The sequence below is a fragment of the Cronobacter sakazakii genome, from assembly GCF_000982825.1.
GTDB classification, from domain to species: Bacteria; Pseudomonadota; Gammaproteobacteria; order Enterobacterales; family Enterobacteriaceae; genus Cronobacter; species Cronobacter sakazakii.
Map to the genome: position 1 here is coordinate 589283 of NZ_CP011047.1, position 13935 is coordinate 603217.

Genomic DNA, 13935 nt, shown 5'->3' on the forward strand with positions numbered 1-13935 from the left:
TTTGAATAAATAAGAATGACATTTGACCTGTGTGCGGATTCCCGATAAGTTGGAAATTCGCTGGAAGCTTTCTCGATGGGCGTTCTGCCCATCATATTTATGCAGTAAATGAGATTCCCTCTTAAGTAAGTCCTCAACGACGATGTACCGATGAAAAAGGATATCAGGAGGGCGACACGCAAGGTGTGCGTTTAACGCCATACCCTGTCGCCACACCCTTTTTGCGCCCGCGCGCCATCGGTACAGGAGGGAGTCCCGCAGAGCCTGGGGAGGTTCACTGATATGTTGTACGATAAATCTCTTGAGAGAGATAACTGTGGTTTCGGCCTGATCGCCCACATAGAAGGCGAACCTAGCCACAAGGTTGTGCGTACCGCGATCCACGCGCTGGCCCGTATGCAGCACCGCGGCGCTATCCTCGCGGATGGTAAAACCGGTGACGGCTGCGGCCTGCTGCTGCAAAAGCCGGATCGCTTTTTCCGCATGGTCGCCGAAGAGCACGGCTGGCGCTTAGCCAAAAATTACGCCGTTGGCATGCTGTTCCTGAATCAGGATCCTGAAAAAGCCAGCGCCGCGCGTCGCATCGTTGAAGAAGAGCTGCAGCGGGAAACCCTGTCTATCGTGGGCTGGCGCGTGGTGCCGACCAACGAAGGCGTATTGGGTGAAATCGCGCTCTCCTCGATGCCGCGCATCGAACAGATTTTTGTGAACGCCCCGGCAGGCTGGCGTCCGCGTGATATGGAGCGCCGCCTGTTTATCGCGCGTCGCCGCATTGAAAAACGTCTGGTTGACGATAAAGAGTTCTACGTCTGTAGCCTCTCAAACCTGGTGAACATTTATAAAGGCCTGTGTATGCCGGCAGATCTGCCGCGCTTCTACCTGGACCTGGCGGATCTGCGGCTGGAGTCGGCCATCTGCCTGTTCCACCAGCGTTTCTCCACCAACACCGTACCGCGCTGGCCGCTGGCACAGCCGTTCCGCTATCTGGCGCATAACGGTGAAATCAACACCATTACCGGCAACCGCCAGTGGGCGCGCGCGCGTACCTATAAATTCCAGACGCCGCTGATCCCCGATCTGCACGACGCTGCGCCGTTTGTAAACGAAACCGGCTCTGACTCCAGCTCCATGGATAATATGCTTGAGTTGCTGCTGGCAGGCGGGATGGATATCGTGCGCGCCATGCGTCTGCTGGTGCCGCCGGCCTGGCAGAACAACCCGGATATGGACCCGGAGCTGCGCGCATTCTTTGACTTCAACTCCATGCATATGGAGCCGTGGGACGGCCCGGCGGGCATCGTGATGTCAGACGGTCGTTTCGCCGCCTGTAATCTTGACCGTAACGGCCTGCGCCCGGCGCGCTACGTCATCACGAAAGACAAGCTCATCACCTGCGCCTCCGAAGTGGGTATCTGGGATTACCAGCCGGATGAAGTCGTGGAAAAAGGCCGCGTGGGGCCGGGCGAGCTGATGGTTATCGACACCCGCGGCGGGCGCATCCTGCACTCGGCGGAAACCGACAACGATCTGAAGAGCCGCCATCCGTACAAAGAGTGGATGGAGAAAAACGTTCGCCGTCTGGTGCCGTTTGAAGATCTGCCTGACGATCAGGTCGGTACCCGTGAAATGGACGATGCCCTGCTCGAAAGCTACCAGAAGCAGTTCTTCTACAGCAATGAAGAGCTGGATTCCGTTATCCGCGTGCTGGGTGAAAACGGCCAGGAAGCGGTGGGTTCGATGGGCGACGATACGCCATTCGCCGTGCTCTCCAGCCAGCCGCGCATTATTTACGACTACTTCCGCCAGCAGTTCGCCCAGGTGACTAACCCGCCTATCGATCCGCTGCGCGAAGCGCACGTGATGTCGCTTGCGACAAGCATCGGCCGCGAGATGAACGTCTTCTGCGAAGCTGAAGGCCAGGCGCACCGCCTGAGCTTTAAATCGCCGATTCTGCTCTACTCCGACTTTAAACAGCTCACCACGCTTGAAGAAGAGCACTATCGCGCCGATACGCTCGATATCACCTTCTCGCCTGCACAGGCGACGCTGGAAGAGACCGTTAAAGCGCTGTGCGATAAAGCCGAACAGATGGTGCGCAACGGCACCGTGCTGCTGGTGCTCTCGGATCGCAACATCGCCAAAGATCGTCTGCCGGTACCGGCACCGATGGCCGTCGGCGCTATCCAGACGCGGCTGGTGGAACAGAGCCTGCGCTGCGACGCCAACATTATTGTGGAAACCGCCAGCGCGCGCGATCCGCACCACTTCGCCGTGCTGCTGGGCTTCGGCGCCACCGCTATCTATCCGTATCTCGCCTACGAAACGCTGGCGAAACTGGTGGATACCGGCGCTATCGAAAAAGATTACCGCAGCGTGATGCTGAACTACCGCAACGGCATCAACAAAGGGCTTTACAAGATCATGTCCAAAATGGGCATCTCTACCATCGCCTCTTACCGCTGCTCCAAACTGTTTGAAGCCGTCGGCCTGCACCGCGACGTCTCCGAGCTCTGCTTCCAGGGCGTGGTCAGCCGCATCGGCGGCGCGGGCTTCGCCGATTTCGAACAGGATCTACTGAACCTGTCGAAGCGCGCCTGGCTTGCGCGCAAACCGCTCGTGCAGGGCGGATTGCTGAAATATGTTCACGGCGGCGAATACCACGCCTACAACCCGGATGTGGTGCGCACGCTCCAGCAGGCGGTGCAGAGCGGCGACTACAGCGACTATCAGCAATACGCGAAGCTCGTTAACGAACGTCCGGCGGCGACGCTGCGCGATCTGCTGGCGCTGAACCCGCAGGCGGACGCGGTGCGCGTGGAAGATGTCGAACCGGCAAGTGAGCTGTTCAAACGTTTTGATACCGCGGCGATGTCTATCGGCGCGCTGAGCCCGGAAGCGCATGAGTCGCTGGCGGAGGCGATGAACAGCCTCGGCGGTTTCTCGAACTCCGGCGAAGGCGGCGAAGATCCGGCGCGTTACGGCACCAATAAAGTCTCGCGCATTAAGCAGGTGGCCTCCGGCCGCTTCGGCGTGACGCCCGCGTATCTGGTCAACGCCGATGTGATTCAGATTAAAGTGGCGCAGGGCGCGAAACCGGGCGAAGGCGGCCAGTTGCCTGGCGATAAAGTCACCCCGTACATCGCGCGTCTGCGTTATTCGGTACCGGGCGTGACGCTGATCTCCCCGCCGCCGCACCACGACATCTACTCGATTGAAGATTTGGCGCAGCTGATTTTCGACTTAAAACAGGTCAACCCGAAGGCGATGATCTCCGTGAAGCTGGTGTCTGAGCCGGGCGTGGGCACCATCGCCACCGGCGTGGCGAAAGCCTATGCGGATCTCATCACCATCGCAGGCTACGACGGCGGTACGGGCGCAAGCCCGCTCTCCTCCGTGAAATACGCGGGCTGCCCGTGGGAGCTGGGTCTGGTGGAAACGCAGCAGGCGCTGGTCGCCAACGGTCTGCGCCATAAGATCCGCCTGCAGGTGGACGGCGGCCTGAAAACCGGCCTCGATATTATCAAAGCGGCCATTCTTGGCGCGGAAAGCTTTGGCTTCGGCACCGGCCCGATGGTGGCGCTGGGCTGTAAATACCTGCGTATTTGCCACCTGAACAACTGCGCCACCGGCGTGGCGACCCAGGATGACAAACTGCGTAAAAACCACTACCACGGCCTGCCGTTCAAAGTGACCAACTACTTTGAGTTTATCGCCCGTGAAACGCGTGAAATCATGGCCCAACTGGGCGTGACGCGTCTCGTGGATCTGATTGGTCGCACGGATCTTCTGAAAGAGCTGGAAGGCTTTACGGCGAAGCAGCAGAAACTGGATCTGGCGAAACTGCTGGAAACCGCCGAGCCGCATCCTGGCAAAGCGGTCTACTGTACCGAAAGCAACCCGCCGTTCGATAAAGGCGATCTGAACGCGCAGCTGCTGGCCCAAGCGAAACCGTATGTCGACAGCCGCCAGAGCAAAACGTTCTGGTTTGATATCCGCAACACCGACCGCTCGGTTGGGGCGCTGCTGTCGGGCTATATCGCGCAGTCGCACGGCGATCAGGGGCTGGCTTCCGATCCCATCAAAGCGTACTTCACAGGGACTGCCGGACAGAGCTTCGGCGTCTGGAACGCAGGTGGCGTGGAGCTACACCTGACGGGCGATGCCAACGACTATGTCGGCAAAGGCATGGCGGGCGGCTTGCTGGCGATTCGTCCGCCGGTAGGGTCGTCATTCAAGAGCTATGAAGCGAGCATTATCGGCAACACCTGCCTGTATGGCGCGACGGGCGGCCGTCTCTATGCTGCAGGCCGCGCGGGCGAGCGTTTCGCGGTGCGTAACTCCGGCGCGATTACCGTTGTGGAAGGCATCGGTGATAACGGCTGTGAATATATGACCGGCGGCATCGTCTGTATTCTCGGCAAAACCGGCGTGAACTTCGGCGCGGGCATGACGGGCGGTTTCGCTTACGTGCTCGATGAAGACGGCGAGTTCCGTAAACGCGTGAACCCGGAGCTGGTGGAAGTGCTGAATGTCGACGAGTTAGCGATTCACGAAGAACACCTGCGCGGGCTTATCACCGAGCATGTTCAACAGACCGGTTCACACCGCGGCGAAGAGATCCTGGCGAACTGGCCGGCGTTCTCAGCCAAATTCGCGCTGGTTAAACCGAAGTCCAGTGATGTAAAAGCATTGTTGGGTCACCGTAGTCGTTCCGCAGCCGAGCTGCGGGTGCAGGCGCAGTAAGAGGTCACGATTGATGAGTCAGAACGTTTACCAATTTATCGACTTACAGCGCGTTGATCCGCCAAAAAAGCCGCTTAAGATCCGTAAAATTGAGTTTGTGGAAATCTATGAGCCCTTCTCAGAAGGCCAGGCCAAAGCGCAGGCAGATCGCTGCCTGTCGTGCGGCAACCCTTACTGTGAATGGAAATGTCCGGTCCATAACTACATCCCTAACTGGCTGAAGCTTGCCAATGAAGGGCGCATTTTCGAAGCCGCAGAGCTGTCTCACCAGACCAACACGCTGCCGGAAGTGTGCGGCCGCGTCTGTCCGCAGGATCGCCTGTGCGAAGGTTCCTGCACGCTGAATGACGAATTCGGCGCGGTGACCATCGGCAATATCGAGCGCTATATCAACGATAAAGCATTCGAAATGGGCTGGCGTCCCGATCTTTCCGGCGTGAAGCCGACCGGCAAGCGCGTCGCTATCGTGGGCGCAGGCCCGGCGGGCCTCGCGTGTGCCGACGTGCTGACGCGCAACGGCGTGAAAGCGGTCGTGTTTGACCGTAACCCGGAAATCGGCGGCCTGCTGACTTTCGGTATTCCGGCCTTTAAGCTCGAAAAAGAAGTCATGACGCGCCGTCGTGAAATCTTCGCCGGCATGGGGATTGAATTCCGGCTTAATACCGAGGTGGGCCGCGATATCCAGATGAACGACCTGCTGGGCGACTACGACGCGGTCTTCCTCGGCGTCGGCACCTATCAGTCGATGCGCGGCGGGCTGGAAAACGAAGACGCGCCGGGCGTGTATGAAGCGCTGCCGTTCCTTATCGCCAATACCCGTCAGATTATGGGCTTTGAAGAAGACGCGCAGCAGCCGTACATCAGTATGGAAGGCAAACGCGTGGTGGTGCTGGGCGGCGGTGATACCGCGATGGACTGTGTGCGTACCTCGGTGCGCCAGGGTGCGACTCACGTCATCTGCGCTTACCGTCGTGATGAAGAGAACATGCCGGGCTCCCGCCGCGAAGTGAAAAACGCACGGGAAGAAGGCGTTGAGTTCCAGTTCAACGTGCAGCCGCTTGGCGTTGAAATTAACGCCAACGGCAAAGTGTGCGGCGTGAAAATGGCGCGCACGCAGATGGGCGAGCCGGATGAAAAAGGCCGTCGTCGCGCCGAAATCGTGCCGGGCTCCGAGCATGTGCTGCCGGCTGATGCCGTGGTGATGGCGTTCGGCTTCCGTCCGCACAGCATGGAATGGCTGGCGCAGCACAGCGTGGAGCTGGATTCGCAGGGCCGCGTGATTGCGCCGGAAGGCAATGAAAACGCCTTCCAGACCAGCAACCCGAAAATCTTCGCGGGTGGCGATATTGTGCGTGGCTCCGATCTGGTGGTGACCGCAATTGCTGAAGGCCGTAAAGCAGCAGACGGCATCATGAACTACCTCGAAGTCTGACCGTTTCGTCTGACGTTATAAAGGGAAGCCTCGCGCTTCCCTTTTTTATTTCATTTATCAATAAAGCAACCTTTTTTTCATTCCAGAAAAAGACTTCTGAAAGTAATCAATCATCGGATAACGCCTCCCGGTTGATTCCTTTTCCTGACTTTTCTCACCGACTATATTCCTCCGAGCGCCTCATTATTCACCGATTATTTACAGCATCTATTAATATGGTCACAGTATGAAATAAGACAGTCTCAACCATAAGTTTCTTATATTTATAAATTCCGTATCTTTCGGAAAGCATGTTATTTACGAGGACAATGAAATAAGCTGCCGCGACGCCGACACTTAATTCAACGCATTATTATATTGGACGTAATTATGGATACTTCTAAAACATTCAGGAAAAATAGAATTGCAAAAATTATGGCGGGCGTTTTCCCGGCCATGATCCTTTTTACGCCTGCGATCTCGCACGCGGTAACCAATATTGATGAAGATACAGAAGACACTTACTTTTTTAGCGGTGACAAAGAGTATGTGATTGCCGATGGTGTGACGATGTCGTCTTTAACCACAGATCCTGCAGCGCTGGTGAAAGGCAAAAGCGTAGAGTCCATTATTAATAACGGCACGATTAAAAATGAGAATGGCGGTGCTGTTCTGATCGATATTTCAGGCCAGACATCTGACATGATGACGCTTGAAAACAAAGGTGCCGTTAATAGCACTGGTATCGCCATCGATGTTATTAACGGAAGCAATATCACCCTCGTTAATACCGGCACTATCTCCGGCAACGATTACGCGATTTCGGTGATGCTGCCAACTTACTGATTTAGTGTATGATGGTGTTTTTGAGGTGCTCCAGTGGCTTCTGTTTCTATCAGCTGTCCCTCCTGTTCAGCTACTGACGGGGTGGTGCGTAACGGCAAAAGCACCGCCGGACATCAGCGCTATCTCTGCTCTCACTGCCGTAAAACATGGCAACTGCAGTTCACTTACACCGCTTCTCAACCCGGTACGCACCAGAAAATCATTGATATGGCCATGAATGGCGTTGGATGCCGGGCAACCGCCCGCATTATGGGCGTTGGCCTCAACACGATTTTCCGCCATTTAAAAAACTCAGGCCGCAGTCGGTAACCTCGCGCATACAGCCGGGCAGTGACGTCATCGTCTGCGCGGAAATGGACGAACAGTGGGGATACGTCGGGGCTAAATCGCGCCAGCGCTGGCTGTTTTACGCGTATGACAGGCTCCGGAAGACGGTTGTTGCGCACGTATTCGGTGAACGCACTATGGCGACGCTGGGGCGTCTTATGAGCCTGCTGTCACCCTTTGACGTGGTGATATGGATGACGGATGGCTGGCCGCTGTATGAATCCCGCCTGAAGGGAAAGCTGCACGTAATCAGCAAGCGATATACGCAGCGAATTGAGCGGCATAACCTGAATCTGAGGCAGCACCTGGCACGGCTGGGACGGAAGTCGCTGTCGTTCTCAAAATCGGTGGAGCTGCATGACAAAGTCATCGGGCATTATCTGAACATAAAACACTATCAATAAGTTGGAGTCATTACCCGCGATTTCTTTCGAAAACGACGGTAATAATGCGCTGGTGCTTAAAGCAGGCTCCAGCCTCGGTGGCGATGTTATTACCACAGGCTCTGCCAACACGACGATTACCCTGAACGACAGCGGTAACGAGGACAGCAATTTTACCGGCGCGAACAAAGGCGACGGTTTTAAATCGCTAACGATGGACGGCAGCGACTGGACGCTGACCGGTAATGTCGATCTGACGGGTGAAGGCGACAGCCTTATCGTCAAAACCGGCAACCTGACGCTCGGCGGTGACGTAAAAAACAGCGGCGCAACGTTAATTAACGATGCGGCCTCGCTGCAAATCGGTACTGGCACGGGCGACAACGCGTCGCTGGAAGGTAACGTCACTAACAACGGTACGCTGATTTTCAACCAGGCGGCAGATTACATCTTCGCGGGCGATATTTCCGGCACCGGTAACCTCGTCAAAGAAGACGCCAACACGCTGACGCTCACGGGTAACAACAGCTTTAGCGGCGACGCCACGCTTAAAGGCGGCACGACCCTTGTGGCCGAAAACGCCACGATGGGGCCAGACGGCGGCACCAGCATCATTAATATCGACAGCGGTGCCACGCTCGCGTCGGCGGGCACCGTCAACAGCAGCGTGGCGATTGCCGCAGGCGGCGTACTGGCGTCCTGGAATGCTGTCAGTGGCAATGAAAACGCCTCTACCCCGGCTACGGGTAACACCATCAATGGCGACGTGACCAACCAGGGCACGCTGCAAATCGCGGGCAATAACAGCGTTGGTAATGCCTTTACGATTAACGGCAACTACACCGGCGATGAGAATAGCCGCATCGTCATGAATACCGAGGCGGGTGCAGACTACTCTCCAACCGATCATCTCGTCATTACCGGTAATAGCGCTGGCAGCTCCTCACTTGAAGTGGCCAATATTGGCGGTCAGGGCGCACAAACCATCAACGGTATTGAGCTTATCAGCGTTGGCGGCGCGTCTGATGCATCCTTCACGCTCGGTAAACCCGTCGTGGCGGGCATGTGGGAATACGATTTGTATAAGCACAACGACGGTAACTGGTATCTGGAGTCCAAAGCCAGCGATACGCCAGACCCGACGCCTGATCCAACGCCAGACCCGGATGATAATGGCGGCGATAATGGCGGTAACGATGACGGTGGTGATAACGGCGGTAACGATAATGGCGGCGGCGATACGCCACCGGCTCCGGAGGTTTATCGTCCGGAGGCTGGCGTCTATATGGCGAACTACCTGGCCGCACAGCAGATGTTTATTCACAAGCGTGACGACCGCGATCAGCTGATGCTGCGCGACGCTGACGATCTGAATACCTGGATGTACGTTAAAGGCGAGTATAACGACGGCAACTTCGCGGACAGCAATCTGAAATATAAAATCCGCTCCGCCGTGGTGCAGTTAGGCAGCGACTTCCTGAGCAAAGATCTCTCCACCGGCACGCTGCACAGCGGTTTTATGCTGGGCGCAGGCTACAGCGACACCACTGCAGATGCGCGCCATAATTCGCGCTCGGCAGATGGCCGCGTTAACGGTTATAACGTCGGCGTGTATGCCACCTGGCAGGAAGATCAGAAACTGCGTCTTGGCAGTTATATCGACAGCTGGGCGTCTTACAGCTGGTATAACAGCCAGGTGAATGGCGACGATATGCCGGGCGAGAAGTATGACAGCCAGGGCTATGCCGCGTCTCTGGAAGTCGGCCATGCCTGGCTGGTGCCGTCAGAGAAAGCGCGCACCATGAAGTTTGAACCGCAGGGCCAGGTGGTTTACAGCAATCTGGATCAGGATGACCACGTTGAATATAACGGCACGCGCATCAATACGCCGGATAATGACGCTGTGCTGGGCCGTATTGGCGTCAAGGCAAGTTACGTGGATCAGAAATCTGTAGAAGCCTGGCAGCCTTACGGCGCGGTGAACTGGCTCATCGGCAACGGTATGAGCGATCTGAACTTTAACGACGAGACGCTGGACTCAAACGTGCCGTCTAACCGCTTCCAGCTGGAAACGGGCGTCAGCGGTAAAGTAAATGACGCAACCACCGTTTCCTTCCGGGTCAGCAGTGAATGGGGCGATAACTCCTATAACGCGTATTCTGGCCACATGCTGGTGAACTATCGCTGGTAATTGCAGGCACAGAGACTAGTAATCAGCCCGGTAGAAACGACCGGGCTTTTTTTATGCCTGTAGCGCGCTGCGATGAAGCTTTAAGACGACCTTTTTGATTTCCGCTGGCTGTCTGATACTGCATCCGGGTTTATGCGGCTCACCCGGCATAAAAACGATAAACATGCCAGGCTCCATGATAATGGTCTGCTCTGCCTCAATGCGCGCGCAAAGTTGATAGTCCTCGGCCTCATGCCGCTCGCCGCACTCCCGTGCGCTGCCCGCGAGGCCATAACGCACCTGTTCCTGACCTTCCAGCAGAATCTGAATGTCTATGTAATCCTGATGAAGTTCAGCACGCTTTTCCTGCGCAGCCTGTGTTGTAAAACACATCACGTTCATTAATAACCGCTCGCCCAACACATAACTGCCGGGCGCTTTGTTCGCCGGATGGCTCTCCAGCGCCTGCATGATAGCGTCAATCATTACCGGCGGCAGCCCTGCGGCATCAACGTTCTTAATATGTCCTGTAATCATACGTTTTCTCCCTGAGCGAGTAGCGCGGCCCCGATTAAGCCAGCATCGTGACGATAATGTGCCGCCGCAAGAGGCGTCTGAAACGCTGCAGGCTCACGAGCAAGAGCGTCGCGCACCCGCGGCAAATAACCGTCCGCCAGGCCGATACTGCCGCCTATCACCGCGAGCTGACAGTCGGTAACCGCTTTGAGATCGGCAATCAGCCGCGCCAGCGTCCGGGCAGAGCGCCCCACGAGCGCTATCGCCGCAGGCTCGCCCTCGCTGGCTTTCGCAAAAATCGCTTTCGCGTCGAGCCCGGCAAGCGTGTCTGTCGCCGCCGCCGCAAGCGCACGCCCGGAGGCGATAGCCTCCACACACCCTGTTCGCCCACAGCCGCAGCGCGGTCCGCCAGGATCGGCAAGCGTATGACCAAAATGCCCCGCCAGGCCGCTCTGCCCTGTCTGCAGTTGCCCATGAATAATGACACCGCCGCCAACGCCGGTAGATACCGTGATAAACACCATCTCGCTCACTATGCCTTTACGCGCATGGTATTCTGCCCAGGCAGCCGCCTGCGCATCATTGACGGCAAGACACGGTAAGCCGGTCATCTGCGACACGGTTTCAGTCAAAGGGAAATGCGCAAGACCGCCGAGATTGTCGGGATTCATCGCTGTCAGCACGCCGTGGTGAATGACACCGGTAGCCGCAATCGCCACCCGATCTGCGTACGCTTTCAGTGGGGAGAGTAACGCCTCAAGCGCCGCGCTGAGCGCTTGCGGCGTTTTGCTGGCAGGCGTGGGTATTTCCCGCCGCCCGCTGATACGCAGTGACGCATCAACCGTTGCGGCAGCCAGTTTGGTGCCACCTATGTCTATCGCCAGTACGTTCATGGCCTCTCCTTTTGCATCACATTGCAATACCACAGGCGATGCGTAGGCCCGCGGATAAGCGCCCGTGACACACCGCTGGCGTTATTTATTAGACAGAGTAAAGGCATAGACACTCCTTGTGGGTGAAACGCCCCGGCGCACCGCCGGGCGCCGGTTAACTTTTACTTTTGACCAGACCACGCTTACGCCCGCTAACAGCCTGCGCGCCGCTAAGCGGCTTTCCGTCCGTCGCGTCGTGCGTGCGTAACGCCTCTGGCCGAAGCCAGCGTTGCACCCGCGAAGGCATATCAAGCCCAATCAGCAGGACAACGACAAACGTCAGGCCGAACGAAAGTGAACAGAGCGCAGCGCCGAGATGTAGCCGCTCGGCAATCAGCGCGCCAAGTACGGGCGCCAGCGCGCCGCCTAACGCACCGACGTTATAGGTAAACCCGAGCCCCGCGGCACGCTGGTCTGTATCGAAATAGCCGCCAATAAGCTTCGGTAAAATGCCGGAGATCCCTTGCCCAAGCATTTGCTGAAAGAAAAGCAGCAGGCCCAGCACCCAGACATTTGCGCCGCCAATGGCGAAAACAGGAATGATGAGTACCTGCGAAGCCAGCAGGCTGTACACATAGGCACGGCGCGTACCGAGCCAGTCACCGAGAAAACCGCCCACGCAGCAGCCCACCGCCGCGCCAAAGCCGCTGAAGAATAAAACGCGTGCCACGGTTGCCGGTTCGTACGCCAGTTCGGTTTTAAGATAGGTCGGCAGTAGCGCCTGAATAGGCCATGAATAAAGAAAAGCGAACAGGACGATAACCATCAGCGTAACGCCGGTCGGCCACCGCGGGCCGCTACTTTGCACCATGAAGCTGATAAAAATTGCGGCGCAGACCAGCCCGAGTGCCGCGACAATAACCGCGCTGTTCAGCTCGCCGGTAAAGCAGAGCCAGAGTGAAACCGAGGCGAGCAGGGTTAATACGATGTTGATAATGCGGTGTTCGCCACGATACAGGATATCGACCATCGTGCGCACCGGGGTCTTTTCGCTACGGCGCGCCTCCCAGTCGTGCGCTTCAGGAATATTTTTACGCAGCCAGAGCGCAAAAACGATCGGCAGAATGCCGATGAAAAAGAGCGCACGCCAGCCCCAGACCGGCACCACAAGACTGTAGACAAAGGCGGCGACAACCGCGCCGACAGAGAATCCTGAGATAAGAAAACCGCTGGCTTTGTTACGCAACGCCTTCGGCCAGCTTTCAATGACATAGGTTGCGCTGGCACCATATTCACCGGCCATGCCAATGCCTATCACCAGACGCGCGATAAACAGGGTGGTATAACCCGGCGCTAAACCGCAGGCGAGTGTGCCGACGGAGAAAAGTACGATGCTTGAGATCATCGCAAGGCGTCGTCCATAGCGGTCGCCCATCGCGCCCAGCATTAAACCGCCGAACCAGCGAGAGATAAACGCGGCGGAAATCAGGCTCGCTGCCTGAATCGTAGTGAGGCCAAATTCATCCTGAATTTCGGTTAATACCAGTGCGATTAAGACAAAATCGAAACCATCAAGCAGATAACCCAGCCAGGCGGCGGAAAACGCCCGCCATTGTGCCCGGTTAAGGTGACGATACCACGGGATAAGTTGTGTCGTTTTAGTCATATGACGCTCCCGCGATGGGCTGTGCCCATACGCTGTAAGGTAAGGTACCGGGTGAAGCGGAGTCATGCCTGACACAAACAGGCCTGACAGAGGTCATTAGCTCAGCTGTGCTTTTTCTTGTTGTAGCTGAGCCGCCAGCGCCTTGAGTGCCGGCAGATACTGTTCCGCTACTGGCGCAAAAGGCTTGCGGCATAGCGGCACGGAAACCACATCCATGTAGTGAAGAACGGTTTTCAGGCCACGAAAGACGCCTGTTTTGATAAGCAGATCGATAACCTGATTGCAGTCACGCTGCAGCCGTTGCGCGGTGGCGATATCGCCTTCGTTTAACGCTTTCACGATGTGCATGTAGCGCCAGCCCATGATGTTGTAAGTGCTGCCAATGCCGCCGTCGGCACCTGCCAGCAGCCCGGATGCGAAGATCTCGTCATAGCCGTTGTAAAGCACCAGATCCGGATGCGCGCGACGGATCTGCTCCATCTGGTAAAGATCGCCTGAAGTTTGCTTTAACGCGCCGACGCCAGGAAGCGTGACCAGCGTGCTGATTTGATCAAGCGACAGCCTGACGCCGCTTAGCGCCGGAATGTTATAAACCACCATCGGCAGACCGTCCGCTGAGGCAATAATGGCGCGGTAGTGGTCGCAGTGTTCTTCAAAACTAAACGGGTAGTAGAACGGCGTGACGGCAGACACCGCGTCAAAGCCGTAGCGACTGGCGGCAGCGGCCAGTTGCTGGCTTTCCGCCGTGCTTACGCAGCCAACATGCGCTATCAACGTGACTTTTCCCTTAGCCTCTTCAGCGACAATTTCCAGTACCTCTTCGCGTTCCGCGCAGCTTTGAACAAACGCTTCCCCTGTCGAACCACCGACATACAGGCCGTCAATGCCCTGACTGATGTTAAAGCGCACCAGACGGCGCAGGCTCTCTTTGTCCAGGCGCTGCTGCTGGTCAAAAGGGGTCAGAAGTGCGGGCATCACCCCGCGTAATGGTGCGGTCATAA

At 56.8% G+C, this 13935-nt stretch carries 9 protein-coding genes; 5 read left to right on the forward strand and 4 right to left on the reverse strand.

Going from position 1 to position 13935, the window contains the following annotated elements; all coding sequences use genetic code 11:
• Window positions 1-282 precede the first annotated feature (282 nt).
• The 5 genes from gltB to CSK29544_RS02800 all read left to right on the forward strand — a co-directional run bounded on the left by gltB (window position 283) and on the right by CSK29544_RS02800 (window position 9901).
• A complete protein-coding gene (gene gltB / locus CSK29544_RS02780) occupies window positions 283-4743 on the forward strand; it encodes a glutamate synthase large subunit (protein WP_004385102.1) in 4461 nt (1486 codons plus the stop codon).
• 13 nt (window positions 4744-4756) lie between these two features.
• Entirely contained in the window at window positions 4757-6175 is a 1419-nt protein-coding gene (locus CSK29544_RS02785) for a glutamate synthase small subunit (protein ID WP_007902694.1), read from the forward strand.
• Between the two features lie 369 nt (window positions 6176-6544).
• Entirely contained in the window at window positions 6545-7000 is a 456-nt protein-coding gene (locus CSK29544_RS02790; RefSeq protein ID WP_241720382.1) for a hypothetical protein, read from the forward strand.
• Between the two features lie 33 nt (window positions 7001-7033).
• A protein-coding gene (locus CSK29544_RS02795) for an IS1-like element IS1B family transposase (RefSeq protein WP_095033700.1) occupies window positions 7034-7731 on the forward strand; the annotation gives its coding sequence in 2 pieces (ribosomal slippage) (window positions 7034-7283 and window positions 7283-7731; 699 coding nt in all).
• Between the two features lies 1 nt (window position 7732).
• Window positions 7733-9901: an autotransporter family protein gene (locus tag CSK29544_RS02800; protein WP_007888182.1), complete on the forward strand. Its 2169-nt coding sequence runs from the start codon at window positions 7733-7735 to the stop codon at window positions 9899-9901.
• A 51-nt stretch (window positions 9902-9952) separates the two neighbouring features.
• On the opposite strand, the gene nanQ is transcribed toward CSK29544_RS02800, so the two are convergent.
• From nanQ to nanA, 4 genes are all read right to left on the reverse strand, one after another.
• Window positions 9953-10417 (reverse strand): N-acetylneuraminate anomerase, encoded by a 465-nt coding sequence (nanQ, locus tag CSK29544_RS02805; RefSeq protein WP_007888184.1) that lies wholly within the window; start codon window positions 10415-10417, stop codon window positions 9953-9955.
• The gene (nanK, locus tag CSK29544_RS02810) at window positions 10414-11289 is read right to left on the reverse strand and encodes an N-acetylmannosamine kinase (RefSeq protein ID WP_007888185.1); all 876 of its coding nucleotides are present in this window, start codon (window positions 11287-11289) and stop codon (window positions 10414-10416) included. The genes nanQ and nanK overlap by 4 nt, the downstream gene beginning before the upstream one ends.
• Window positions 11290-11443: 154 nt before the next feature.
• Window positions 11444-12934: an MFS transporter gene (locus tag CSK29544_RS02815; RefSeq protein WP_004385107.1), complete on the reverse strand. Its 1491-nt coding sequence runs from the start codon at window positions 12932-12934 to the stop codon at window positions 11444-11446.
• Between the two features lie 96 nt (window positions 12935-13030).
• On the reverse strand, window positions 13031-13933 hold the full coding sequence (gene nanA, locus CSK29544_RS02820) for an N-acetylneuraminate lyase (protein WP_007888187.1): 903 nt from the start codon (window positions 13931-13933) through the stop codon (window positions 13031-13033).
• Window positions 13934-13935: the final 2 nt, after the last annotated feature.